A 25,147-nucleotide genomic window follows, 5' to 3' on the forward strand; every position below is an offset into this window, starting at 1 on the left:
ATAGGAAGGGGATTTTTAACTTGAAAGGTTTAGAAGGAATCAAGGTTGTCGAGTTAGCTTCTTTTATTGCAGCACCGGCAAGTCCAAGACTTCTCAGTGAATTAGGAGCGGAGATCATTAAGATCGAACCCTTTACCGGAGACGAACAACGCACCCAAGGCCCCGGTTACGGAATGCTGCGTGATGATATCGAAGACCCAGCATTTGATATGGGAGGGCTTAAAAAGAACTGGCTGAGTATCAACCTTAAAAATCCGAAGGGTTTAGAATTTACTTATAAACTCATAGAATCCGCGGATATCGTTGTTACGAACTTTCGAGATAAAGCTTTAGTTAAACTTGGTCTTGATTATGAGACAATTCACAAGAAATTCCCCCATGTCGTTTATGCACAAATGAGAGGCTATGGAGAAAGAGGACCGGAAAGGGATTCAAGGGGATATGACGCTACAGCTTATTCTGCCCGAGGTGGTATATTGATGTCCTTCCCGCAGCTTGGGGAGAGTCCTGTTAACGTCCCTGCAGCTTTTGGTGACTGGAATGCCAGTGCCTTTTTAACTGCCGGCATTTTAGCGGCATTGGTGAAAAAGCAGATGACCGGAGAAGGAGATAGAGTTGTAGTTAATCTCTATCATGTAGCTTGTTGGGGGATGCAGCATGCAATTGTCTCCCGACAGTCCGGAGCCCTATATCCGAGATCAAGGAAATTCGTACCTACTCCATCAAATAATTGCTATCAATCTAAAGATGGGGTATGGTTCCTGCTCTGCCATGCGGCTTATAACAAATTCTATGATGAAATGGCTAAAGTATTTGAAATTGAAGAACTCATCGGCAATGTGGACTATAACACTTTGGAAAAACTTACTGCCAATAAGACTAATGTATACGTTATTGAACTTTTTGAAAAGGCGTTTGCGAAGAAGACCTTTGCTGAGTGGGAAGAAATATTCAAACAATACGATATTCCTTTTCAAAAGGCTTTTACCGTCGATGATATCCTTAACGATGAAGAAGCCTATGCCAATGACATCCTAAGACGTGTGAAATATGACTCCTATGGTGACCGAGTTATTCCGACAAGTCCTATCAGAATGAGTAGTGTTGGTGATCCAGAGCTTTGGACATCTAAACCTATCGGCTATGATACACGTGAGTATCTTCAGAAATATGGCTATTCTGAAGAAGAAATCAATCATTTGATTGCAAATGGTGCGGTTAAAGCGTATAACGGTGAGAATCTAGAATTTGATAAATTAGAAAAAACATCTGCAAAAGAACCCATCGACTAAATTGCGCTATGTAATCCCAATAGGAAATTTAGGTTCGTGAAAGGAGCGTAAACACTTTGTCTGACGAGGGGTTTCAAGTCATTATAATTGGTGCAGGACCAGCAGGATCCGCAGCAGCTTATCGTCTGGCGAAGGCTGGTCGGGAGGTCTTGCTCGTTGATCGGGGCAAAACGCCGGGAGCAAAGAATATGACCGGCGGCCGGATTTATACTCATGCTTTGGAAAAGTTGATGCCCGGGAAATGGGCAGATGCACCACTTGAACGAGAAATAACACGGGAAATAATGATGATGATGTCGAAGGGAGACAGCTTTTCCATTGACTCATTGTTTCCGTCAGTGAGCCAATCATACTCGGTATTAAGAGCTGAATTTGATGAGTGGTTAGCGGCGAAGGTGGAAGAAGCCGGAGCAATGGTGATATCAGGCAGTACTGTTGATGGACTGCTCCTTAGGGATGGAAAAGTAGTAGGCATTAAAACAGGAGATGAGGAACTCGAGGCTGATTTAGTCATCAGTGGAGAAGGGGTAAACCCTATCGTCGCTGAGCGCGCCGGGCTGATTAAGCCAGTAAATGTAAAGGATATCGCTGTCGGGGTAAAATACGTCTATCAATTATCCGAGGAGACAATCAACGAACGGTTTAATACTGTGAGTGGAAAAGGTGCAGCGTTGTTAGCTGTTGGGGAGTGTAACAAGGGTATTTTTGGCGGAGCCTTTATTTACACAAATAAAGAAAGCATCTCACTTGGTCTTGTTGTTGACGCTAACAGTTGGAAAAATTCGAAAATATCCTTAGCTGATGCTGCTGAAGAGCTTAAACAGTTTCCCGCTTTAGCGCGGTATATCGAAGGAGGGAAGTTAATCGAATATTCTGCTCACCTCATTCCTGAAGGAGGATGTCGAGCTTTGTCTGAATTGTGTGCTGACGGTTTTCTCTTGACCGGGGATGCAGCAGGACTCTGTATCAATAGAGGATTTACGGTTCGGGGCATGGATTATGCGATTTTATCCGGAATAGCTGCAGCTGAAATGGCAAATGAGGCAATAGATGCTGGTAATTACACCAAGAGCTTTCTGAACAGCTATCAAAACAAACTCCAGCAAACGGTGTTGAAGGATTTTGAAACTCTTAAGAATTCACATGACTACCTTGCACATACACGGCACATGTTTACAACCTATCCGGCACTGGCAACGGGTTTAATGAAGAATTTGTATGATGTAGACGGGAATCCCGCTAAATCCGTAATGGGGTTAATGAAAAAAACAACCTCCGGGAAGCTCTCTTATTTCGATGTCCTTAAAGACATTGTGAAAGGGGGTAGATCATTATGAAAAAACTGTCAATGGATGATCGATTGCTGGCGAATCGCTTTGATAGTGATGATCACAACCCGCACATCCTAGTTGACAAGATAGCTTGTAAGACATGCGAACATCGGGCGTGCACTACCTGTTGCCCGGCGGAACGGTATATGTGGGATCAAATAAACGATAAATTAAACTTTGATCATGTAGGGTGTTTGGAATGTGGGAATTGTCGTCTAATTTGTGAGAGGCTCAATCAGAATATGCCGGGATATTCGTGGAACTATCCAGGTCAAGGCATGGGGATTGTCTACAGAAAAGGCTAGGGTTATTTTATAATAATTTGATATGTCATTATTAATGGGAGGATTTTATCATGGGACATATTCTTAATGAAGAACAATTGGGGTTAGTCGAATTGGCAAGAAATTTTGCTAATAAAGTTGTCAAGCCACACGTTAAAGAGTTTGATGAAAGCGGAGAATTCCCTTTAGAACTACTAAAACAGGCATTTGATATGGGTCTACACATGTTGGAGATTCCTGAGGAATTTGGCGGTGCAGGATTAAGTAATGTAACAAATGCAGTAGTATTTGAAGAATTAGCTAAGGTCGATGCAGGTTTCGCTATTTCCCTGGTTACAACCTTTGTGCCATTAAGGTCTGTTCTCCTATGTGGAAATGATCAACAGAAGCAATTATTCGCTGATATTATTTCCCCGGGGGCATTTGCCGGATTCTGTTTAACAGAACCTAATTCGGGATCAGATGTTGGCTCAATCCGTGGTACTGCTGTTAAAGATGGCGACGAGTATATTATCAATGCAAGCAAAACTTTCGTTACAAATGGTGAATTTGCCAGCGTATACGTTGTATTCGTTTCTACAGACAAGAGCAAAGGGTCAAAAGGATTATCGGCGTTTATCGTCGAAAGAGACCGCCCTGGAATCATGGTAGGTAAACACGAAGACAAAATGGGTCTCAGATTATCTAATACTTGCGATGTAGCCTTTACCAATGTAAGAGTACCTGCTAGTGCATTGATAGGTAACGAAGGTGATGGCTTTAAAATTTCCATGGCTACCTTAAACATTTCTCGTGCCTTCGTGGGCACTTTAGCAGTAGGGATTATGCAGTCCGCGATTGATGAATGTGTCAAGTATACGAAGGAAAGAAAACAATTTGGCAGACCGATTGCTGACTTTCAAGCAGTGCAAATGATCTTGGCTGATATGGAAATCCAATGTGAGGCCGCTCGTCAATTAGTCAATCATGCCATGGTGTTGATGGATGCTCATGATCCTTGTCTTCGAGAAGGATCGATTACAAAAACCTTCTGTGGTGATGCTGTAGTGAAAGTAACTACTGATGCGGTACAGCTTTTTGGCGGTTACGGCGTAAGTAAAGATTATCCTGTTGAAAAACTTATGAGGGATTCAAAGGTGTTCCAGATTTTTGAAGGAACCAATCAAATACAACGTATCACAATTGCAAGAGATATGTTGAAGTAGGGAGGGGTTTTAAATGGAGATTTTAGTTTGTGTTAAGCAAGTTCCGGATACGGCTGAGATTAAAATAGATCCGGAAACCAATACCTTAATCAGGGCCGGGGTACCGAGCATCGTGAATCCCTTTGACAAAAATGCCTTGGAAGCTGCAGTCCAGCTCAAAGAGGCACATGGGGGAACTGTTACTGTGGTAACCATGGGTCCCGAACAAGCGAAAGAAGCCTTAAAGGAATGTGTATCAGTAGGGGCGGATAGAGCAGTATTAGTAAGTGATCGCGCTTTTGGTGGTTCAGATACCTATGCTACCAGCTACATCTTGTCCCAAGCCATTAAGAAACTGGGGAATTTCGATTTGATCCTCTGTGGAAAGCAAGCTATTGACGGAGACACGGCTCAAGTAGGGCCGGCCATAGCTGAACATCTGGGACTTGCGCAAATGACCTATGCCGCCAAGATCCAGGTCAATGGCAAGAAGATCTCTATTAACCGGGAGACAGATGAAGGATATGAAGTTATTGAAGCAAGTCTTCCTGTAGTTTGTACAGTTGTTAAATCCATCAACGAGCCCAGATTTGCAACGATTAAGAGCAAAATGGCTGCAAATAAGGCCAAAATCGAAAAATTGACAACTGCAGAGCTTTCCGATCTTGATCCAACGAAAATTGGTTTAAAAGGCTCACCGACTCGAGTAAAGAAAACCTTCGTGCCCGTTAAGCGAGAGTCAGGAGTGAAGATCAAGGAAGAAACAGACAGAGATACTGCGCTTAAGTTAATCGAAAAGCTAGTCGAGGCTAAACTGGTCTAATGGAGGGTTAAGCAATGAGTGACTATAAAAATATTTGGGTTTTTATTGAAACAGCGAAGGGCGAAGCAAAAAATGTCGGTTTAGAGCTTCTAAATGAGGGGAAAAGACTCGCTCAAGTGAAACAGGAAAAAGTCGTTGCAGTCATAATTGGCAATAATAACGAGGCTGCTGCCCAAGTTGCCATCGCTTATGGAGCGGATCAGGTTATCAGTATCGAAGGCGAAGAATATCTAGACTTTAACGCCGATGGGTATACAAATGTCATGGTACAGTTGGTCGAGAAGTATCTTCCGTCAACGATCTTAGTAGGTGCCACTAATAATGGAAGGGACGTAGCATCAAGAACGGCCACTCGTTTACGGACAGGTCTAACGGCCGATTGCACAGGCTTAGACATTAATGAGGATGGGCTTGTTGCGTGGACCAGACCAGCCTTCGGTGGAAATCTTATGGCTACCATTTTGTGCCCTGCAACCAAACCGCAGATAGGAACGATTAGACCAGGCGTCTTTAAAAAGGCTGAACCTGATGCGTCTCGTACAGTAGAAATCATTAAAGAGGAAATCAAAACGCCGGTAGAAATGATCAGAACGAAAATTGTGGACACGATCAAAGCAGTTGGAGACTTAGGCGTCAAACTTGAAGAAGCAGAAGTCATCGTTTCTGGGGGGAGAGGATTAGAAAAACCGGAAAATTTTGCACTCCTTCAAGAACTGGCGGATGTCCTTGGGGGAACTGTGGGTGCTTCGAGAGTTGCTGTCGATGCGGGCTGGGTTCCGGTTCAAAAACAGGTCGGTCAAACGGGTAAAACGGTTGGGCCTAAAATTTATATTGCCGTTGGGATCTCGGGGGCAGTTCAACATTTGGTGGGAATGTCTTCATCAGATACTATCATCGCAATCAACATGGATCCGGATGCACCGATCTTTGACATAGCGGATTATGGTCTCGTTGGAGATTTATTTGAAATCATACCCGTTCTGATCGAGGAATTTAAGAAGCTTAAAGCAAGTTGAAATGGTTGTTTAGAAAGAGAGTGCCTCTATTATGAGTAGAACGCTGTTTCAAGTGAACTTATTCGGCAAAAGTCGAAAATCGGAGAACTTCGGTGGGGCTAGAATCCCCCACCGAAGAAATGTAGTGGAATTTCTGCCTACAGTAATAGGAGACTAACGGTTGGATTAAATGCGAAGGAGCAAAAATATGAAACCTAAGATTGGTAATAAACGTTGGTTGATCATAGGTCTATTTCTGCTGTGTTATTTAGTTTTGTATATGGATAGATCTAATATATCTATTTCAGGCCCGGCCATGATGAAAGAATTTGACTGGAGTGCAACTCAATTTGGTTTGGTGTTGACATCATTTTTTATAGGTTATGCATGTACGATGATCATGGGTGGTTGGTTAGCTGATCGTTTTGGTGGCGGTAAGGTCATTATTTTTGGAGCATTATGGTGGTCAATATTCGTATTTTTGACCCCCTTTGGTACCTCCCTGGGCCTGATGGTGATAATACGCATACTGATGGGTATGGGTGAAGGGGTGGCTTTACCGGCTATTTCATCTATGGTTGCCAGATGGGTACCTAAAAGGGAAGCCGGGTTGGCTCAGGGACTTTGTCTTGTCGGGGTTCCCCTGGGCATTACACTCACTATGCCGCTTGCAGCTCGGATTATAGAGTATCATAGTTGGCAAATGGTATTTTGGACATTTGCATTTATTGCCCCGGTTTGGATTTTGATTTGGTTAAAGTTTGGTAAGGAGAAACCGGAGGATCATCCTTCTATTAGTAAAGAAGAGCTTGCCTATATCAAATCAGGTCAAGGCGGTAAGGAGGAAATGCCGGATCAATCTTTAGACTTGACTCCCAAGGATATTTTTACGACCCGGTCGGTCTGGACAGGTGCCTTATCTTTTTTCTGTACCAACTATCTTTTCTACTTATTCATGACATGGTTACCCACTTACTTTATGAGGGGGCTTGGCCTCCAATTGGGGCAAAGCGCTCTATTTGCTATGATGCCCTATATTGTGGCTGTGTTCACATATCCGATCGGCGGTTATTTAGCGGATAAGGCTGCAGGCAAATTTGGAGATAACATCGGACGTAAGATATTCCCGGTTATCGGCATGGTTTCAGCCGGAGTCTTGCTAATATTGGGATCTCAAGCAGCGAATGCATTTAATGCTATGGTATTAATATCTGCTTCGAATGGCCTTTTATGCCTTACTATGGGTGGATACTACTCTATGCCGATGGTCTTTTCTCGAAAAAATGCTGGAAAAATAACTGGTCTATGGTCCACTTTTGCCACAATAGGCGGAGTGACGGCTCCCCTTCTTACCGGGGTAATCGTGGACGCTTATGGATATAATTTTGCCTTGTATCTAGGTGCTTTGATATCCATCGTAGGCTCTCTGATATTATTGTTGTTTGTTAGGGTTAAGGAAATTACACCTAAATGTGTATGAATAGACGCACATAGGTGATCGAAGAATTATTATAACCGATAAAGGGGTTGATAGGATGTCTTTGGAGATGATAATAAATGAAGAACGAAAGCGGGAATACCGTCAAGCCGGTTACTGGGGTGACGCAACCTTGGCTGACTATTGGCAGATGTCTGTGATAAGCGTCCCAGATAAGGTGGCCGTTGTTGATCTCCAAGGAACGAGCTATACTTATGCTGAATTGGATCATGCTGCTGGCCGAGTGGCAGCTTATCTAAAAGACAGTGGGGTAATGCCAGGCGACTTTGTATCATTTCAAATACCCGGCTGGTCAGAATTCACGATGATCTATGTGGCGTGTCTCAAAGTTGGAGCAGTTGCCAATCCTATCTGTTGGGGCTATCGTGCTGATGAATTATCATACATTCTCAATAAATGTGAGTCCAAAATATTGTTTATCCCCTCTGAGTTTAAGGGTTTTGATTTTCCGGCAATGATGAGTTCCCTTAGGCAGAAAATTCCTACCTTGCAGGAAATAGTAATCGTCGAAAAGGTAAAAGAGGCTCGGGCAGGTACCACTCTACACATGATACTCAGCGATTATTCACCTTTAGTCGGCAATTGCGGAAGTAGTTCGGACGATCTGGCTGCCGTTTTATTTACATCAGGAACGGAGGGTTTTTCGAAGGGGGTCCTGTTGACCCATAATAATATTATTGCCGCGGAAAAATCCTTGGCTGCGGCAATGAATATTACACATCTAGATGTCATGTTAATGCCCGCACCAACAGCCCACGCTACCGGTTTTCATCACGGGGTGTCTTTGCCATTCATTTGCGGTGCCAAAAGTGTTCTTCAGGATATATTTGCTCCGGAAATTACTCTTAAGTTAATTGAAAGGGAAAAATGCACCTGCTCTATGGGTGCAACGCCATTTGTTTACGACATCCTGCGTACCCTGCAAAAAACAAAATATGATATTTCGACGTTGCGTTTTTTCATGTGCGGTGGGGCGCCAATACCCAGACATATGGTTAAGGAAGCTATGGAAGCAGGGATTAAGGTAATCGGAGTTTATGGTTCAACGGAAAGTGTTCCGCATACAGCTGTAAGATTGAGTGATGATATCGAAAAAATTATCAATACTGATGGGGTGGCGGTAGCGGGGGTCGAAGTTCAAGTCGTGGACGAATCACTGCGCCCTGTGCCGGCTGGGATTCAGGGAGAGGAGGCCTCTCGTGGACCAGCGGTTTTTGTGGGTTATCTCAAGGAACCTGAGTTAACTGCAAAGGTTTTAGATAACAATGGCTGGTATTACAGTGGCGATCTTTGTGTCAAGGATGACGACGGATATATCCGAATTACGGGTAGGAAGAAGGACATTATTATTCGTGGGGGAGAGAATATTAGTAGCAGCGAATTGGAGAATATCCTTCTTCAACATCCTAATGTCCGTCAGGCAGGAGTGGTTGCTATGCCTGACCCCAGGTTGGGTGAGAGAGTCTGTGCTTATTTGGTATTGAATGATAGGAATAAGGGGTTAACCCTGACAGAAGTGAGGGATTTTTTCTCGGAAAAAGGTGTGAGCAAGTTTAAATGTCCTGAACGAATAGAATTTATGGAAGATCTACCGCGCACGGAGGCAGGGAAAATCCAGAAATTCGTGTTGCGTCAGGATATAGTGAATAAATTAGAAAAAGAGAAAGATTAGTAGATTTTCACGGCTACATTTGGAGTAGTGGAATAATTAATGAGTAGTCAGAGAGTGTCTTAATTCTTTCTGCGTTGCAGGGGTTAAGGCATCTTCTTGCTTTTTATGTTAAATAACATCTAGGTAAATGTTATAATTAATCATAATTAGTTAGTGTTGTTTTAACAAGCAGATTTGTGATTGAAATAACCATCACATGACCTTGGTACTACTCTACAGGGTGTGAAACTTCGGAAGTTTTCGGGGAGGTGAGTAGAAAATGAATCTTTATCAGTTATATTATTTTAAGACACTGGCGGAGTTAGAACATTATACAAAAGCCGCTGCACAGCTCTGTTTAACACAGCCTAGTCTAAGTAATGCTATATCTTCCGTAAGCGTCAAATACTACCCACATATTCTTTTGAATCTAGCTATGAGATAATGTCTCCATGATAACTATAAGGAGGCCTGCTCATTGACCAAAGTTGAAAAGTGCCAAATGTGGAAATCCAGGGTGAATGAATTTAAATCGAGTGGCCAAACGGCTACAGCATGGTGCACAGCACATGAATTGAAGATCAATCAGCTGCGCTACTGGATGCGTAAGTTTAAGTCAGAAAGCAAGTCAGCAGAGAAGAAAATGCAGTGGCTTTCCGTGGAGATCGGCGGGTTAGAAGTAAGCGAACCTCAAGAAGCTTTGCCCGTTCGTGTAGGCAAAGCAACTATTGAAGTGCGTCCGGGATTCAATCCCAAACTTCTCTCTGATGTCGTTAAGACGCTATCAGTTATTTGAAGAAACTTTGCAGGATTCCGGAAGCGTGTCCGACCATGGGAGCAAAGCATCCAGTTGAGCCATATTTCCCAAGTCAATGTTGGGCAACTTCTCAAATAGATACGTCAAATAATGAAAAGGGCTCAGATGGTTGGCCTTTGCCGTCTCAATCATGCTGTAGATGATTGCACTGGCCGTAGCACCCTTCGGAGTGTTACTGAAGAGGAAGTTTTTTCTTCCGATTACGAAAGGCTTGATGGCTCGTTCTGCTCGGTTATTACTGATTTCCAGCCGACCATCAAGCAAGAACGCGCACAGTTTATCCCACTGCTTCAGGCTGTAATCAATGGCTTTTCCTAAAGCACTTTTCGGAAGAACCTGTCTTTTCTTCGTTCTTAACCAGGCTTCGAAGACATCAAGAACCGGTTTGCTTTGTTCCAAACGCTTGTCGTATCGCTCGTCAGCATCCAGATCCTTGAACCCTTGCTCTAGGTGAAAAAGCTGGTTACAATAATCCAGCCCTTCTTTCGCAACAGAAGATGTCTGGTCGGAGCCTTTTGGCAAGGCTTTGAGTGCATCAGAAAAATACCTTCTGGCATGAGCGAAGCAACCGACCGGTTTGACACCTGGAATGCCGTTATACCCTATATAGCCATCAGTATGCAAATATCCATTAAAACCGTCAAGCATGTTTTGCGGATGCTTACTGGCTCTGGTCGTACGATAGTCATAAAGATAGATCGGCACATCCGTATGACCTGTAGCATACAGCCACATATATGATTTGTTAGCGGCTGTTCTTCCTTCTTCACGCAGCACTTGCAATATCGTTTCATCCGCATGTAAAATCTCATGCCCAATTAGCTTGGTATGCATGCGGTTGTACAGATGAACAAGCCAATCATTCGCACCGTGAATCATCCAGTTGGCCAGTGTCTGGCGAGATAAATCGATACCAAAGTGTTTGAATTGCTGCTCCTGGCGGTAAAGCGGAACAGCAAGAGTATATTTTCGATCCATCACAAACGCCATTAAAGACGGTGAGACAAAGCTACCCGGAAGCACAGGGGCAGGCATGGGTGCAGTGATCACCGGCGTGGAGATGTCATTTTTCTCACAGTTACGGCATGTATATACGTGTCGCACGTGTTTGACTACCTTAACCTGAGCTGGAATAACCTTGATCTCCTTTCGGATTTCTTTACTCATCTGATGTAAATGCTCACCACACTGTGGGCAAGTTTGTGCTTCATCCGATAAGGGGTATTCCACAGTCTCTACGGGAAGATCATCAAGCATTTTGTCGTTCTTGCCCTTGGTCTTGCGTCTTTTATATGTAATTTCCTCAACCGTTGGTTCAGATGCCTTAGGATCGGCTTCTTGTTCCGCTTCATCGAAGAAACTTAATTGATCTGGATTGGTTTTCTCGCTGGATGCACCGAATCGCCGCTTCTGGCTTAAAAGGAACTGTTCTTCGTACCATTTCAGCTTAGCGGACAACTCTTCGATTTGGTGCTCTTGAACAGAAATTTTGTCCTTAAGACTTTGTATATGTTCATCCGTTTGAGGATGGTTTGCGTCTGATTCAGTTATGTTTTCCATGGCTTTATTATATCATTTTTCGCTAATGAAAGATAGCCAAAAACCGCATAGAATCAAGGTTTTTCGCAGTTTTTATATGATGATTCTCTCGCTTATTTCCGGATTGGCACTTGCCTGATGAAGGGGTAAACCATCGAGCAGCCATCGAAATTCTCGCTGGCTGACAGCAAGTGACTGGCTATTGCCATCTGGCCACTGAAAGTGTCCTTTCTCGAGGCGCTTGTAATGGAGCCAGAATCCATCGCCACCCCATTCTAGGACTTTGACTTTGTCCTTTTTGCGATTACAAAAGACAAAAAGATGCCTAGAGAATGGATCCAAGCGGAAATGCTCTTGCACGATTACAGCCAAGCCATCGATAGACTTGCGAAGATCCGTTGCGCCGGCTGCAAGATAAACCGTGTCTACTCGGCCTAACATCATAGCCACACTCACTTCCTTGTGATTGTCATGGAGGAGGTTTTGTCCCTCTTTTCGAATTCATTATCTCATAGTAAGAAAAGGACGAATATGTGGGTTTGATTTGACGCTTACAGAACATTATACAAAAGCCGCTGCACAGCTCTGTTTAACACAGCCTAGTCTAAGTAATGCTATATCTTCCTTAGAAAATGAGCTGGGAGTAGCGCTATTTGAAAAGCATGGACGTAATGTTGCGCTGTCAAAATACGGAAGAGAGTTTTTGCCCTATGTCGAAAAAGCCTTAGCAGAATTAGAACAGGGAGCTGACAAGATCAAAGAATCGGCAAGTAATGCTCAAGGTGTTATTAACGTTGGATTTATTTATACACTTAGCTCACACTTCATTCCTGAATTAATCTCTGGTTACAGGAAGGTTGAACAAAAACCAAATATACGGTTTGCTTTACAAGAAGGAACGACCCAAGATGAATGTACGGCTGATTTAATTGTACGCTTAAAGACCGGAAAGATTGATTTGGTTTTTGCTTCATTAGTACCCAAGGATTCTGATGTCGAATTTGTTCCTATCTGTGAGCAAAAATTAGTTGTTCTTCTACCTTATGATAATCCTCTAGCCCAGAATAATGAGATTGATCTCAAAGATTTGGAGCCATATCCTTTAATACATTATTCGGGTAAGCCCGGATTGAAACGAGAAATCAATCGCCAATATGCGAAGGTCAATCTAATTCCAAAAGTTTGTTGTGAGGTAGGTGATGACGTTTCAATGGCTGGTTTGGTAGCGGCTAAAATAGGAATCGCCATCGTCCCGGAAAACCCTACCTTCCGGAATTTTGACATAAAAATACTTCCTATTGGTAATCCTAAATATAAAAGAATCATTTATTTTGGCTATATGAAAAATAGACAGGAGACTTTACCTATCCAGAAATTTAAGAAGTATGTTATCGATAGTTTTAAAGAATTTACAGAACAAGCCCTTTAGTTGAACCGGTGTTGGTAGAACAAATAGAGGACGTTTAAGCTTATATATAATTGGTAACAACAACCAAAAGTGGAGATAGGTATTTCGGAATAATTCATTTTATCACGATATCGGGGTAAAATGGGCTTTTTGTATAGGGAGCAAGGTTTTACCGGTGCCTCAGAGGGGTACTTTACGGGAGAAAGAGTAAATATTTATGCAGCGGCTTAAGAAAACAGGATGAATGAAACTGACGGGATCATGCTCCTGGGAAAAACAAATTTCATACTGCCGGGAGAAGAGCTGCTGATCTCGTACCACGACGGTTATAGTGATCTGCCGGTGACGGACAAATTACCGCATCTTTATATGCTACCAAAACCTATTATAATGGTAAAGATCTTTCTCTAAAGATTAAAGTGCCTGAAATGAAATTTACCGGCAGCAAGCTGGAGGTCGGTAACTTTGAAAATAAGATCAGTTTAGTTGAGTTTCGAAAAGATTTCGTCGCTGCCCAATTCGCAGATCCTGACACGACTCCGCAATTTCAAGGTCCGGGTTCCGGACTGAGACATTTCCAAGTGGGGCAAAGGATACTTTATCTGGAAATCCCTTCAAATGTTGAAATAAAGTCTGGCCAATTGGGGGTTCAATTTGTCGGAGAAACGATATAAACATAAACTTGATCCCTCCATTGGAGTGGTCTGACGGAGATTTATAATTCCTGAAAAATTGGGCATAGTCGTTAATTGCGGCTATGCTATTTTTCCGTTTAGTTTGCCAAGTTGATTGCTCCTATGCAGCTATAGAAAAATGAATCTTATTTTCTGTGAAATCCTTTGATAGCTGCAAGTTTTTATGATACAATAGTTGCAATAAAAACATGCAGAAAGCGGGGTGGTACTATGAGCCTTGCAAAGATGATTTATGAGAAGACAACATCGTATTTAGATACAATGCCTAAAACTGAGCGGAAGAAAATCGGTCAGTTTTTTACACCTGCCGCCATAGCTAATTATATGGCTGGATTGACCCGGAGCTCCGGCAATATTGTTTCAGTCCTCGACCCAGGTGCGGGGAGTGGGATTCTGTCCGCCGCTATTGTAGATGTACTTATATCAAAAGGAGTAAAAGAAATCTATCTTGATGCATATGAGAACAATTCTGACATACTGCCTATGCTGAAAGAAAACCTGACTCTTATACAGCGGGCAGCACAAGATAGATATGTGGCATTACACTTCAACATTTTTGAAGAGAACTTTATTACCGAAAACCATTTTGCATGGACGGGGTTTATCAACATTCAGAAATACGATATTGTCATTGCCAATCCACCCTACAAGAAAATTGGCAAGCGCGATGCGGAAGCAAGCATCATGCAGGACATTGTTTATGGTCAGCCGAACTTGTATTTTTTGTTTATGGCGATGGGAACGCGGCTGTTGAAAGACGGCGGGGAGTGCGTATATATTGTGCCGCGCAGCTTTTCCAGCGGCCTATATTTTACTGCATTCCGTAATCATTTCTTGAATGAGGTTAGAATAACAAATCTGCATTTGTTTACATCAAGAGAATCTGTTGGCGGCTCTGGAGACAATGTATTGCAAGAGACAGTTATCTTGCGGGCAGCAAAAAAAAATATGCGTCCAGATGTCATAGAGATAACAGAATCCTCGGACGAAAGCTGTCATATCACAAACCAATATTCTGTGGCGTATGACACTTGCGTCAGAAAGGACAGTAACTCTTTCTTATTCTTTCCGTCTTCTGAAGATGATGCGCAAATATTGAATTTTGTGAATCAATGGCCTGCGTCTTTGCCGGAATTAGGCTATCGGATGAAAACCGGAATGGTCGTAGACTTTCGTGAAACTACATGGCTCTGCACCGATAACAAAGAGGAGGTTGTTCCGCTGCTCTGGGCATATAACTTCCATGAAAACCGTATCAATTTCCCGGTTGAAGTGGACGGAAAGCCCCAGTATCTTCATAATGTTCAAGAAACGAATCGGCTTAAAATGAGGAAGGGCAACTATCTCTTGCTCAAGCGTTTTACTTCGAAGGAAGAACGCAAACGTCTCCAATGCGCGTTGCTATTTGAAGAAGAATTTCCTTTATACGATGGGATAAGCACGGAAAACCATTTGAACTTTATAACCAAAATCAATGGACATATGAGCAAAGAAGAATTGTATGGATTGTTTGTTGTCCTCAACTCCAGTTGCATGGATAGATATTTCCGCATTTTGAATGGCTCTACCCAGGTCAATGCGAATGAAATCAATTCGATACCTTTCCCCGCACATAGAGACCTTGTGCAAATGGGCATAACGGCTATGCACAAAACATCATTAAACGATTCGGATTGTGACGATATTCTTAGAAATCAGTTCATGTCTATAGCGATTAGTCAAGTGATGTAGGAGGATTTGTCGTGAGCAAATTAGAAGAATCCAAAGGGATTTTATCTGCCATTGGAATGCCCAGTCAGCAGACAAATGACCGCAGCGCCTATGTGCTTTTGGCATTGGCAGACATAAAAGTGTCTGACCCATGGACAAGAGCAAAAAAACCGGAGAGGCGCATTGTGGATATGATGAATTTCATGTCCCAGCATTATGGCAAGGTTTATAAGCCGAATACGCGGGAAACCATACGCAAGGATACCATACATCAATTCGTTGATGGAGCAGTTGCAGAGCGCAATACAAACAGCATCGACCGCCCTACCAATAGTCCGAAGTACAGCTATTGCTTAACGGACGAAATGCTTGAATTAATAAAGACATACGGAACAAGGGGATGGCAGCGTACCCTCAAAAAATTCATTTCGAAGCAGGGAACTTTGATTGATAAATATAGTCAGCTGAGGGATATAGCACGGGTGCCTGTTGTCGTAAATGGACAGGAATTTAATTTTAGTCCAGGTGAGCATAACACCTTGCAGAAAGCAATAATCGAAGAATTTGCCCCCCGCTTCGCAAAAGGGGCGGAAGTGATTTATGTAGGCGATGCTGAGAACAAGGATTTAATCAAGAACCGTGAGGTGCTTGAATCTATAGGTGTAATAATTACCGACCACGATAAACTGCCCGATGTGGTTTTGTATCTAAGCGATAAGAACTGGCTCTATTTTATTGAAGCAGTAACCAGCGCAGGGCCGATTTCGGTAAAACGGATGCGGGAAATCGAAGATATGACCGCAGGATGTGCGGCGGGGAGGATATATGTCACTGCTTTTCCTGACGGAAAATTATATAAGAGATTAATTGACCAGCTTGCCTGGGAAACTGAGGTGTGGATTGAAGAAAACCCAGACCATATGATCCACTTAAACGGCGATAAATTCATCGGGCCTCGGAATTGAGTATATATCGGATCACAGGTATTTTATTATGCGTAAGGAATGTAATCATGATAAATAGGATTTTTTTATAACCCTTGGATTTCTTGTTCTAGAATTTTGATATAAATTGCTCCTAAATCGCTTAAGGTATGTTCACTACGCAAAATATAACCGGCGTATAAAATTTGATTATTATCTGAAAGTTTAATAGCCTGTATTTCACTTAATTTTGAATGCATCTCGTCACCATTACTATTTGTTAAATCAGGGCCAATACTAAAACAATTACTCCATCTTACCAATGCTATTTTAGTACAACGATCGATAACATGGATGTTTTTATCAAGAATTTCTTTAAAGATAATTTCTTCAGAGAAATGGAGGAGATTATCATCACCTTGGCCGTAAGTTACAAAGGGATACCCTTTAAGGTCTTCCATAGTTAGTGCATCCATGGAAGCTAAGGGATGTTCCTTTCTGACAAAAACATAATTTTCAATTTCTCCTAAAGGATAAAAAATGAGACTACTGGTATTTAATATCTTTTTCATAGTATTTAAATAATTTTCGTTAAGACATAGAACACCTATCTCACTTCTTCTGGTTGTCACATCATGAATGACTTCGTGGGTTGGACATTCACGAATGGCAATATCATATCGATCAAGTCCAATCTTATCAATAATTTTAATAAAAGCTTTGGTTGCAAAAGGTAGCCGCTGTGTAGAAACTGAAAAACGCATGGGAAGAGACTTTTTATGCTGATAGCGTCTTTCTAAATATTCAGCTTGTTCTACAATATCCTTGGCATGACTGATATAATCCCGGCCCTCATATGTTAACTCAACACCTCTGCTATTTCTTTTGAATAAAACAATACCCAGGCTTTGTTCCACTTCTTTAATAGCTGTTGATAAAGTGGATTGAGAAATAAAAAGGGATTTTGCAGCAGCAGAGATAGACTGATGCTTTGAAATTTCAATCATATATCTCATATTTTGTAACGATATCATCTAATTACTTCCTTTCAATATACTATTATACTATCAAATAAACTGATAGCTAGCAATTGAAATTCAAGAAGATTAACCGATTGTTTTAGTGAAACTTCTATGATCCCGTTTTCGACAGTTAGAAGAAAAAGAAAGCTGGGAACCCGCGTGTTTAGCAGGTTCCCAGCTAATTATTGAATTTGAAATGTTGTATGTAATTACTAGTTTAATAATTTTTTAATTTTCCCGTTTAATTCCTTTGGTCTATAATGAAGCCTATCCAGATTAAGTGATGTTAATTCCATTAATGTATCAAGGGCCTTGCTACCATGATAGAGTGCCATGTATTCAATATCGTGTACGTTGGTGACATTCATATTTTTAAGTGTAGTAATTAGGTTTTCTGGAGTTATATGAGTATGTTGTTCGTCCAATTTAGCCTCTAATAGGCGATATACCAATAGGGCTGTAAAACAGATCATGAAGTGGGCCTTGATACGATTAGGCAATCTGTGATTTATAGGCCTCCCGGTGAAATTGGTTTTCATAATTCTGAAACACTCTTCAATCTGATATCTTTTGTGTGATATTGCGAGAATATCTTGAGCACGATCTTCGAGATTAGTCGCCACTGCATAATAGCCATCGTATTTTTCTTCCTCAGCAATTTTCTCCTCGTCCAGGACATAATTAATAACTGCCTTTTCACCAGATTTTGTATGAGAGATTCTTTTCATGAATCTTTTTACATCATTCGGTCCCTTCTTAATTTCTTCAGGATCCTTTCTAGCTAATAGTTTTTTTGCCCGCTCTATCTGGCTTCTCCGTACTGATCTTTGATACTCCATCATTTTTCGTGAAAATCTTATGATTAAGCGTTGCCTTAAAAGTCCGGTCGATTTCCTAGACTTAACACTACCATTTTTTAATGTTATTTCTTCGCTTAAACCAATGTCAAGGGCTTTGTCAGCAAAAATTACTTTGTAAGCAAAATCGTTATACAAAGGTAAATTTTCTTTTGAGTACTGATCAAAGGTTGTCATTTTTTTGATTGTGACAGGGGAGTCGTTTGACAATAAATGATAGTCATAGTCATTAAAAACTGCCTCCTTAAGAGTATTGCTTAATTTTTTAATTGATTGAGTGACAATAAAAGCCCTGCCACCCATGCTATTAAATTTACGGATGCTATAAGAACCAAGTCCCGCATCGGCACAATAAATAAATTTGGCTCCATTCAGCATCTTTAAGACTTCTTTTTCCAGGGGGATGGCAGTAGTTTGTTCACTTGTGTTCCCGGGATGCAGGGACATGGTGATGGGAATACCTTGGCTATCCATGAAAAGCCCCATCTCCACAATCGGATTAGGGCGATGCTCCTTACTTATCCCGAATTTTCTTAAGCCACAAATAACTTCCCCTGTAACTTCATCAACAATATCCTCGTCAGGTTGTTCGCATTCACAATAGAAGTTTGTGCAATCATAGTAGATAATAGAAGAATCTCTTTTGACGACAGCATTACTGTTTTTATAAAGCCATGTTAAGTAAACGTCATAATGCTCCTCTAAAATATCCATAAACCGAAGAATATGCTGGTAATCAAATTCTGGCTGCTCATAATATGAATTCAAATCATTCCAGGTGGAAAGTTTAGAACCGGGTTTTAGTATTCTAGCGTACGTTAGGAAACGGAGGATTTTAAAACTATCATAGGTGTTCTTGCATTCTGAAATATTTTGCTTAAAAAAAGTTTTAAGATTAAGACCTTTCATAATATCTTGCAGAACAAAATAACCTATGTTCAAACAAGTGGATGCCGATGCCTCGTCTTGTGTATGCTTGACTTTCTCATTAAAATTAGCAGTTAGGTTAAATGTGACCCTGCCAACGCGGTATTCCTCGTTCATCTTTTTAATTTCTTCTCTTACGTAGGTTTCGGGGTCATCAGTTATTTTCAAGAGTTCGGAATGTTTTCCGAAATTCTTGATATTTTTGGTAGTAGTTTTTTTGCCGTTTCTTATTCCTTGCTGCGCATAATAAGTAGGATCTTTAAGCCGTTTATCATAGTATAGTTTCAAGACGCATCACCCATATATATTATACCGTATACATACACCACATACAACATTTATTTTAAAAAAATTGACAAAAAAATAAGCCTATTTAAAGGCTTTGAGGGATTTTGATAGGCCTGTAAGTGTCGAAGACCCGTCAAATAAACTAATAGCTAGCAATTGAAATTCAAGAAGATTAACCGATTGTTTTAATGAAACTTCTATGATATACTGGCATCAATTGAATAATTCGAAATGTTGCAAGGAAATCGGTTAAAATCCGATGCGGTAACGCCACTGTAAGAGTGAGCCTCTATAAGATGTTTCAACACTGGAAAGAATCTTTCTGGGAAGTTGTTATAGATGGCAATGAACTTGAGCCAGGATACTACTACATTTCGTTATTACCGAACTTAACGGATTATTAGGTGAGGTCTTTATTTTTTTATAAACTCTTCTGTTAATTGTTCAGGAGAGTTTTTTTGATTTGATGGCTATCATGAAAGGGATGATGAATTGAAGAGACCGATTAAAATTGCTTTTTATGGAAAAGGAGGAATAGGAAAATCCACAATTGCAAGCAATATAGCAGCTGCAATGGGTTCACTTGGATTAAAGGTTTTATTTATTGGCTGTGATCCTAAAAGTGATTCTGTTAAAAATATTGTTGGAGGAAAAATCAAGTCGATGCTTCATTTGATCTTGGAAAAGGGAGATTTCTTAGCTGAGGAGGATTTTTTGGAAAAAGGTTTTTTAAATATATCTTGTATTGAAACAGGCGGCCCTTCTCCTGGGGTTGGCTGTGCCGGCCGGGGGATCATAACCGTGATGGAAGAACTGGAGAAACATAATATCTTTGATAAAGATTGGGATGTGATTATTTATGATGTTTTAGGCGATGTGGTCTGTGGGGGATTTGCAGTACCCATGCGAGAAGGATATGTAGATCGTGTCTTGCTGGTATCTTCCAGTGAATATATGTCCATCTACGCGGCAAACAATATTTTAAAAAGTATTGAGGTGTTTTCTGATCAAAAGGAACCCTTCTTAGGTGGAATCATCCATAATCAGCGAAATGATAACGCTATGGGGGGATTGGTTAGGGATTTTTCAGAAAAAGTGAAAGTACCCATTATCTCAGAAATTCCTTTTGCTAAGGAGATTATATTTAGTGAATTGGATTATAAAACAGTTATTGAAAAATATCCGGATTCAGCTATAGCAAGCAGATTTATCGAAACATCGAAAACTATTATGGCAGGGATTACAGGGGTAATCCCCAAACCACTGGAAGAGGGGGAGTTGGAACAATTATCCAAAGAATATCTTTCGTTGATTGTAGATGAGGGGCAGCTATGTTAGAAAAAACCTTAGTTCAGAAGGATAGTTTTAATGAACTGATTGAATTAGCATTGAGTAAGAAAGGTATCTATGTGTTGTCCATCGGTCCTCCCGGTTGTTTAAGGGTTCTCTTTTTTAGAGCAATGAGAGCTGAACTATTAGAGCAGTATTTTTCATTTGCAATAAAACCCATCGATGTAATATCAGCTTCCTATGAAGATCGGCTTATTGAGCATATTTCCAAGATGATATCCGAAAAGAGGGAGATGCGAGGTCTGATTCTCTACCTGTCTTGCTCTGAAATACTGACGGGAATGAAGTTTGAAAAAACCCAAAGAACGCTATGGGAGAAATATAATATGCCGGTATATGTTTTTAAGAGAGGACCTTTTGCAAAAAGAACAGGAGCGCCTAGGGAGAAAATGAAGGAGTTGATTTCTAAAATCAATGAATATCTATGATCGATACTTACCGCAACTTGTGAGTGATTATTCCGGCTTACATTCATTGTTATACCATCTGCCAACTTCGATAATCTTATTGTCTCCCAGTGGATGCAATCAGCCAATCAGAGAAGTGGATGAATATCGAGACTTTTCCAACACCAATCAATATACGACAAAACTTGACGACGCCCAAGTCACTCTTGGTATTGAAGGGATTATCAATGAAAAGTTATTATCCAATATGGAGCGGGATGTGGAATTTATTGCAGTCATGGGAACAGCCATCACAGATATCATCGGGACAGACCTTGGGGTGGTATCCCAAAAAATCGAGTCAATTTCAGGAAAACCGGTAGTATTTTTTAATACCAATGGATTTAAAGCCTATCCTAAAGCTATTGCACAGGCGTATTTGCAAATTTTACCCTTTATTGTGGAAAAGGATCCGTCCGGAGATAAGAAAAAAGTCAATTTAATTGGTTTTCATCCGCTAGTCCATGGTTCTGATAAATTTTTAGTACAATTTTTGGATACTTTTCACCATGATCAAATTGAATTTTGTTTGCCCGGCTTTGATTGTTTTGGGAAAGCCCATGCAAAATTATCAAAATCCGCTTACATATCCATTATCTTATCAGAGGAAGGGGTGAAACTGGGAGAAAAATTAAAAGAGGCAGATGGAGTTCCCTATGAAAAATTGTTGCCCATCTCGAAATCAGGGATGAAAGATCTGATTCGAGTTTTAGAAGAATATACGGGTGAAACATATCCGGAGATGGATCAAGAGGAAGACTATTATTTTAAAAAGCAGGGAAATGCAAAAAAAGTTTTGATCATAGGAGAGCCATTTTTTGCGGCATTTTTGCGAAAAGCGCTGCAAAAGGATTTTGGACTGGATGAGGTACAGATTTTGTCTTTGTTACCTAAAGAAAACTTTTCAAAGGACAAATTAAGTGAAGCACTTTATGAGGATATCTTTTTTGATACTCATGAAGATAAATTTTTGGGCAGGATCCAGGCAGCAGATCTGATTATTGGTGATCCCCTATTAAGAGAGACGATTCCACAAATTAGTGAGAAGACTTTTATTGAGATACCCTATTTTGGTTTAAGTGGAAGAGAGTATGCTAAAATCCCTTATGACTATATAGGCATCAAAGGGTTTGAATATTTTAAACGACAATTAATAATAACGGGGAGATAAAAAATGAAAAGATATAAGCAAATACTATTAGTATTAATGGCTTTGGCTTTATTAATTACAGGATGTGCCCAAAATAATGACAACTCGGATCAAGGAACAGAACCGGAGGGACAAGCAGATGGTCAAGGAGGATTTAAAACAGTGGTTGATATGTTAGGGCGGGAAGTTGAAGTGAGGAATGAAATCAACTCAATGGTTGTAACCCCTGTTCCATATGGTTCCATCATCTATGCCATTGACGGCACAATGGAAAAAATAGTGGCCGTTAATCCTGATGTTAAAAGCGAATATGAAAAATCTCTGCTGAGCACATTAGCTCCGGAATTTGCAGATGTTTCGGTTGATTATGTTTCCACAGATTTTACCATTAATGTGGAAGCACTGCTGAATCTAAAGCCGGAAGTTGTCGTTCTTTGGCACGTTCAAGAAGATGATATCAGAAAATTAGAACAAGTGAATATACCGGCAGTTGCTCTTGATCAAGGCGGAGGTTCCAATCTTGAAAAGACGAGAGATAATATCGAAATCATAGGAAAACTATTGAATAAAGAACAACAAGCGGAAAATTTAAATCAATATAATATTGATGTGGAAGATTATTTTACAGCTAAACAAGATCAAATTGCCGAAAATGAAAAACCAAAAGTTTTATATATCAGAGATAAGAACTTAGCGGTTGCAGCCGGCGAAAGCTTCAATAGACAGCTGATCGAATTAACCGGAGGTATTAACGTAGCAGCAGGGGTCAAGGGTTCTTGGACTGGGGTTTCTATGGAGGAAGTGCTCAATTGGAATCCGGAGATTATCTATTTAAGCAATTTTGATAGTTTTCAACCGGAAGACCTATATAATAATACCATTGAAGGACAGGATTGGAGTCAAATAGATGCAGTGAAAAATAAAAGAGTGTATAAAACACCGGTAGGAATCATTAGATGGGACGCTCCATGTGTGGAAACACCTTTATTTATGAAATGGCTGGGCCAAATACAGCAGCCGGAATTATTCAATGATTATGTACTGGATGAAGATATTAGGAATTTTTATAAGGAATTTTTCAGTTATGATTTAACAGAGCAGGAATTAAATAAAATGCTAAATAGATCATAAGAGTGGTGTCTATGAAGATAAATAATGAATATAGAAATGTTTTTATTGTAATTATCATCGTATTCATTGCCGGTATTATTATTTCCCTGAGTGTAGGAAGATATGCCGTTTCTTTTTCAGAGGTCGTAAGGATTCTGATATCCTTTATCTTTCAAACAGAAGGTACCCAGGATTTGGTGGCAGAAGGGGTTGTTTTAAACTTAAGATTACCTCGAGTGTTAGGGGCAATTTTAGTAGGCAGTTCTTTAGCCATATCGGGGGCTTGTTATCAAGGAGTTTTTAAAAACCAACTGGTATCCCCCGATATATTGGGGGTATCCTCGGGAGCGACTGTAGGAGCTGCTATTGCTATTCTCTTAGGCGGAGATCGATTTATGATTCAGATAGGAGCTTTTTTGGGTGGGATTGCTGCGGTGCTATTAACAATGATGATACCAAAGCTTTTAAAGAATACTTCCACGATGCTGCTGGTATTGTCCGGCATTATTGTGGGCGGACTGATGGGATCCATCATTGGTATTATTAAATTTTTAGCAGATCCGGATGAACAGCTGGCGGAAATTGTCTATTGGCAAATGGGGAGTCTGGCTAAGGTTAATCTGCCTGATGTTCTTGGTATTTTGCCGATTGTCGTGATTGCTACTGTGATCCTTCTCTCCTTATCATGGCGGATCAATATTTTAACATTAGGGGATCAAGAGGCTCAATTATCGGGCGTCAATGTAAAGATGATTCGTTCTATTGTAATCATCTGTGCTACCATGTTGACTGCTTCTTCAGTCAGCATCAGCGGAACTATTGGTTGGTTGGGATTGGTTATCCCCCATCTGGCAAGGATTTTGATTGGCCCGGATAATGTCAAGGTTTTTCCAATATCTTTGCTGTTGGGTTCAATCTTTCTGGTTACCATTGATACCTTGGCCAGGGTATTAACTACGGCAGAATTACCATTGAGTATTTTAACAGGTTTGATCGGGGCACCATTTTATTTCTGGATACTTTCCAGGCAAAGAGTGAGGTTATAGCGATGATACTTAAGGTAGAGAATCTATCATATTATTATGATAAGAGTAAAATAATATTTAAAAATGCAAATTTTTCATTGCATAAGGGAGATATATTGACCATTCTTGGGCCAAATGGCGCAGGAAAATCCACGATGCTGAATTGTCTGACCAACGTATTAAAGCCAAAAAGCGGACAAATATTAATTGAAGGTCAGAATATTGCAAATATGAATTTCAATGAAATTGCAAGAAAGATTGGATATGTTCCCCAGATACATATCCCCACCTTTGGTTTTACGGTAACGGAATTTGTGACTATGGGATTAGCGCCAAAGGTTGGCCTTTTTGCAAAGCCAACGAGAAAAGATATCCTCATTGCTGAAGAGATAATGGACAAGATGGAGATATATCATTTGAGGAATAAGCCCTATACCCAAATCAGCGGAGGAGAGAGGCAAAAGGCAACCATTGCCAAGGTGCTGGTGCAGGATCCTAAAATAATTATTTTAGATGAGCCAACAGCACATCTTGATTTCGGTAATCAACATAAAACGGTGGGGCTGGTGCGAGATTTGGCAAAGGAGGGATACACCGTCATCATGACAACCCATCAACCCAATCATGCGATCATGTTAGATAGCCACACAGCTATTATTAATAGCCAAGGGAAGTTTTTATTTGGTAAAACACGGGATATTGTTTCCGAAGGGATTTTATCTAATATGTACGGAATGGCAATAAAGATGCCCTATGTAGATGAAATTCAACAAAGAATTGTGTGTGCCACCGGATAGTAAACTCAGAAAAAAGTAATGTTAA

General features: G+C 40.7%; 24 protein-coding genes and 1 riboswitch. Of the genes, 20 read left to right on the forward strand and 4 right to left on the reverse strand.

The window, feature by feature from the left end:
* The first annotated feature begins 20 nt into the window (after positions 1 to 20).
* The 9 genes from CEQ75_RS10515 (at position 21) to tnpA (ending at position 9,854) form a co-directional block, all read left to right on the forward strand.
* Positions 21 to 1,292 carry a CaiB/BaiF CoA transferase family protein gene (locus CEQ75_RS10515; protein WP_089610461.1) on the forward strand — a complete coding sequence of 424 codons (1,272 nt, stop codon included), beginning with the start codon at positions 21 to 23 and terminating at the stop codon, positions 1,290 to 1,292.
* Positions 1,293 to 1,348: 56 nt separating this feature from the next.
* Positions 1,349 to 2,629, forward strand: a complete 1,281-nt coding sequence (locus CEQ75_RS10520; protein WP_089610463.1) for an FAD-dependent oxidoreductase — start codon at positions 1,349 to 1,351, stop codon at positions 2,627 to 2,629.
* A 349-nt stretch (positions 2,630 to 2,978) separates the two neighbouring features.
* A complete protein-coding gene (locus CEQ75_RS10530) occupies positions 2,979 to 4,112 on the forward strand; it encodes an acyl-CoA dehydrogenase family protein (RefSeq protein ID WP_089610466.1) in 1,134 nt (377 codons plus the stop codon).
* A 13-nt stretch (positions 4,113 to 4,125) separates the two neighbouring features.
* Positions 4,126 to 4,914 (forward strand): electron transfer flavoprotein subunit beta/FixA family protein, encoded by a 789-nt coding sequence (locus CEQ75_RS10535; protein WP_089610468.1) that lies wholly within the window; start codon positions 4,126 to 4,128, stop codon positions 4,912 to 4,914.
* Positions 4,915 to 4,928: 14 nt separating this feature from the next.
* Positions 4,929 to 5,930 (forward strand): electron transfer flavoprotein subunit alpha/FixB family protein, encoded by a 1,002-nt coding sequence (locus CEQ75_RS10540; protein WP_089610470.1) that lies wholly within the window; start codon positions 4,929 to 4,931, stop codon positions 5,928 to 5,930.
* Positions 5,931 to 6,117: 187 nt separating this feature from the next.
* Entirely contained in the window at positions 6,118 to 7,389 is a 1,272-nt protein-coding gene (locus CEQ75_RS10545; protein ID WP_089610472.1) for an MFS transporter, read from the forward strand.
* Positions 7,390 to 7,456: 67 nt separating this feature from the next.
* The gene (gene fadK / locus CEQ75_RS10550; protein ID WP_198306513.1) at positions 7,457 to 9,079 is read left to right on the forward strand and encodes a medium-chain fatty-acid--CoA ligase; all 1,623 of its coding nucleotides are present in this window, start codon (positions 7,457 to 7,459) and stop codon (positions 9,077 to 9,079) included.
* A 259-nt stretch (positions 9,080 to 9,338) separates the two neighbouring features.
* Positions 9,339 to 9,503, forward strand: coding sequence for a LysR family transcriptional regulator (locus CEQ75_RS10555; protein WP_089610475.1), 165 nt, complete (start codon positions 9,339 to 9,341; stop codon positions 9,501 to 9,503).
* Between the two features lie 33 nt (positions 9,504 to 9,536).
* Entirely contained in the window at positions 9,537 to 9,854 is a 318-nt protein-coding gene (gene tnpA, locus CEQ75_RS10560; RefSeq protein WP_089610477.1) for an IS66 family insertion sequence element accessory protein TnpA, read from the forward strand.
* Here the strand turns inward: tnpA and tnpC are convergent.
* The gene (gene tnpC / locus CEQ75_RS10565; RefSeq protein WP_089610479.1) at positions 9,843 to 11,435 is read right to left on the reverse strand and encodes an IS66 family transposase; all 1,593 of its coding nucleotides are present in this window, start codon (positions 11,433 to 11,435) and stop codon (positions 9,843 to 9,845) included. The two genes, tnpA and tnpC, sit on opposite strands and share 12 nt — an antisense overlap.
* Positions 11,436 to 11,507: 72 nt before the next feature.
* On the reverse strand, positions 11,508 to 11,858 hold the full coding sequence (gene tnpB / locus CEQ75_RS10570; RefSeq protein WP_089610481.1) for an IS66 family insertion sequence element accessory protein TnpB: 351 nt from the start codon (positions 11,856 to 11,858) through the stop codon (positions 11,508 to 11,510).
* A gap of 100 nt (positions 11,859 to 11,958) precedes the next feature.
* Between tnpB and CEQ75_RS10575 the strand changes: the two genes are divergently transcribed.
* The 5 genes from CEQ75_RS10575 to CEQ75_RS10590 all read left to right on the forward strand — a co-directional run bounded on the left by CEQ75_RS10575 (position 11,959) and on the right by CEQ75_RS10590 (position 16,192).
* Positions 11,959 to 12,843, forward strand: a complete 885-nt coding sequence (locus CEQ75_RS10575) for a LysR family transcriptional regulator (protein WP_198306514.1) — start codon at positions 11,959 to 11,961, stop codon at positions 12,841 to 12,843.
* Between the two features lie 219 nt (positions 12,844 to 13,062).
* Positions 13,063 to 13,233, forward strand: a complete 171-nt coding sequence (locus tag CEQ75_RS18380) for a hypothetical protein (protein WP_157677417.1) — start codon at positions 13,063 to 13,065, stop codon at positions 13,231 to 13,233.
* 17 nt (positions 13,234 to 13,250) lie between these two features.
* Positions 13,251 to 13,496, forward strand: coding sequence for a hypothetical protein (locus CEQ75_RS10580; protein ID WP_089610483.1), 246 nt, complete (start codon positions 13,251 to 13,253; stop codon positions 13,494 to 13,496).
* Between the two features lie 231 nt (positions 13,497 to 13,727).
* Complete coding sequence (locus CEQ75_RS10585; protein WP_089610485.1) at positions 13,728 to 15,248, forward strand: Eco57I restriction-modification methylase domain-containing protein; 1,521 nt, start codon at positions 13,728 to 13,730, stop codon at positions 15,246 to 15,248.
* A gap of 11 nt (positions 15,249 to 15,259) precedes the next feature.
* Positions 15,260 to 16,192, forward strand: a complete 933-nt coding sequence (locus CEQ75_RS10590; protein WP_089610487.1) for a BsuBI/PstI family type II restriction endonuclease — start codon at positions 15,260 to 15,262, stop codon at positions 16,190 to 16,192.
* 65 nt (positions 16,193 to 16,257) lie between these two features.
* Here CEQ75_RS10590 and CEQ75_RS10595 read toward each other — a convergent pair whose 3' ends face one another.
* The gene (locus CEQ75_RS10595) at positions 16,258 to 17,184 is read right to left on the reverse strand and encodes a LysR family transcriptional regulator (RefSeq protein ID WP_089610489.1); all 927 of its coding nucleotides are present in this window, start codon (positions 17,182 to 17,184) and stop codon (positions 16,258 to 16,260) included.
* 200 nt (positions 17,185 to 17,384) lie between these two features.
* Entirely contained in the window at positions 17,385 to 19,244 is a 1,860-nt protein-coding gene (locus CEQ75_RS10600; RefSeq protein ID WP_089610490.1) for an IS1634 family transposase, read from the reverse strand.
* 214 nt (positions 19,245 to 19,458) lie between these two features.
* Positions 19,459 to 19,633, forward strand: a riboswitch (cobalamin riboswitch).
* 103 nt (positions 19,634 to 19,736) lie between these two features.
* On the opposite strand from CEQ75_RS10600, the gene CEQ75_RS10605 reads away from it, so the two are divergent.
* The 6 genes from CEQ75_RS10605 to CEQ75_RS10630 are packed head-to-tail and all read left to right on the forward strand — an operon-like array spanning position 19,737 to position 25,122.
* A complete protein-coding gene (locus CEQ75_RS10605) occupies positions 19,737 to 20,582 on the forward strand; it encodes a nucleotide-binding protein (RefSeq protein WP_198306515.1) in 846 nt (281 codons plus the stop codon).
* A complete protein-coding gene (locus tag CEQ75_RS10610) occupies positions 20,576 to 21,022 on the forward strand; it encodes a hypothetical protein (protein ID WP_089610492.1) in 447 nt (148 codons plus the stop codon). The genes CEQ75_RS10605 and CEQ75_RS10610 overlap by 7 nt, the downstream gene beginning before the upstream one ends.
* Positions 21,009 to 22,211, forward strand: coding sequence for a nitrogenase component 1 (locus tag CEQ75_RS10615; protein WP_089610494.1), 1,203 nt, complete (start codon positions 21,009 to 21,011; stop codon positions 22,209 to 22,211). The genes CEQ75_RS10610 and CEQ75_RS10615 overlap by 14 nt, the downstream gene beginning before the upstream one ends.
* Positions 22,212 to 22,214: 3 nt before the next feature.
* Positions 22,215 to 23,321, forward strand: a complete 1,107-nt coding sequence (locus CEQ75_RS10620) for an ABC transporter substrate-binding protein (RefSeq protein ID WP_089610496.1) — start codon at positions 22,215 to 22,217, stop codon at positions 23,319 to 23,321.
* Between the two features lie 11 nt (positions 23,322 to 23,332).
* Positions 23,333 to 24,346 carry a FecCD family ABC transporter permease gene (locus CEQ75_RS10625; protein ID WP_089610497.1) on the forward strand — a complete coding sequence of 338 codons (1,014 nt, stop codon included), beginning with the start codon at positions 23,333 to 23,335 and terminating at the stop codon, positions 24,344 to 24,346.
* 2 nt (positions 24,347 to 24,348) lie between these two features.
* Positions 24,349 to 25,122, forward strand: a complete 774-nt coding sequence (locus CEQ75_RS10630; RefSeq protein ID WP_089610499.1) for an ABC transporter ATP-binding protein — start codon at positions 24,349 to 24,351, stop codon at positions 25,120 to 25,122.
* Positions 25,123 to 25,147 lie beyond the last annotated feature (25 nt).

The organism is Dehalobacterium formicoaceticum (genome assembly GCF_002224645.1).
Taxonomy (GTDB): Bacteria; Bacillota; Dehalobacteriia; order Dehalobacteriales; family Dehalobacteriaceae; genus Dehalobacterium; species Dehalobacterium formicoaceticum.

What these genes read in the sequence shown, in the direction of transcription:
- CEQ75_RS10540 (WP_089610470.1), top strand. Translation starts at nt 4,929, where the DNA reads ATGAGTGACTATAAAAATATTTGGGTTTTTATTGAAACAGCGAAGGGC.
- tnpB (WP_089610481.1), bottom strand. Translation starts at nt 11,858, where the DNA reads ATGATGTTAGGCCGAGTAGACACGGTTTATCTTGCAGCCGGCGCAACG.
- CEQ75_RS10630 (WP_089610499.1), top strand. Translation starts at nt 24,349, where the DNA reads ATGATACTTAAGGTAGAGAATCTATCATATTATTATGATAAGAGTAAA.
- CEQ75_RS10610 (WP_089610492.1), top strand. Translation starts at nt 20,576, where the DNA reads ATGTTAGAAAAAACCTTAGTTCAGAAGGATAGTTTTAATGAACTGATT.
- CEQ75_RS10555 (WP_089610475.1), top strand. Translation starts at nt 9,339, where the DNA reads ATGAATCTTTATCAGTTATATTATTTTAAGACACTGGCGGAGTTAGAA.
- fadK (WP_198306513.1), top strand. Translation starts at nt 7,457, where the DNA reads ATGATAATAAATGAAGAACGAAAGCGGGAATACCGTCAAGCCGGTTAC.
- CEQ75_RS10595 (WP_089610489.1), bottom strand. Translation starts at nt 17,184, where the DNA reads ATGATATCGTTACAAAATATGAGATATATGATTGAAATTTCAAAGCAT.
- CEQ75_RS10585 (WP_089610485.1), top strand. Translation starts at nt 13,728, where the DNA reads ATGAGCCTTGCAAAGATGATTTATGAGAAGACAACATCGTATTTAGAT.
- CEQ75_RS10530 (WP_089610466.1), top strand. Translation starts at nt 2,979, where the DNA reads ATGGGACATATTCTTAATGAAGAACAATTGGGGTTAGTCGAATTGGCA.
- tnpC (WP_089610479.1), bottom strand. Translation starts at nt 11,435, where the DNA reads ATGGAAAACATAACTGAATCAGACGCAAACCATCCTCAAACGGATGAA.
- CEQ75_RS18380 (WP_157677417.1), top strand. Translation starts at nt 13,063, where the DNA reads ATGAATGAAACTGACGGGATCATGCTCCTGGGAAAAACAAATTTCATA.
- CEQ75_RS10615 (WP_089610494.1), top strand. Translation starts at nt 21,009, where the DNA reads ATGAATATCTATGATCGATACTTACCGCAACTTGTGAGTGATTATTCC.
- CEQ75_RS10535 (WP_089610468.1), top strand. Translation starts at nt 4,126, where the DNA reads ATGGAGATTTTAGTTTGTGTTAAGCAAGTTCCGGATACGGCTGAGATT.
- CEQ75_RS10625 (WP_089610497.1), top strand. Translation starts at nt 23,333, where the DNA reads ATGAAGATAAATAATGAATATAGAAATGTTTTTATTGTAATTATCATC.
- CEQ75_RS10580 (WP_089610483.1), top strand. Translation starts at nt 13,251, where the DNA reads ATGAAATTTACCGGCAGCAAGCTGGAGGTCGGTAACTTTGAAAATAAG.
- CEQ75_RS10620 (WP_089610496.1), top strand. Translation starts at nt 22,215, where the DNA reads ATGAAAAGATATAAGCAAATACTATTAGTATTAATGGCTTTGGCTTTA.
- CEQ75_RS10545 (WP_089610472.1), top strand. Translation starts at nt 6,118, where the DNA reads ATGAAACCTAAGATTGGTAATAAACGTTGGTTGATCATAGGTCTATTT.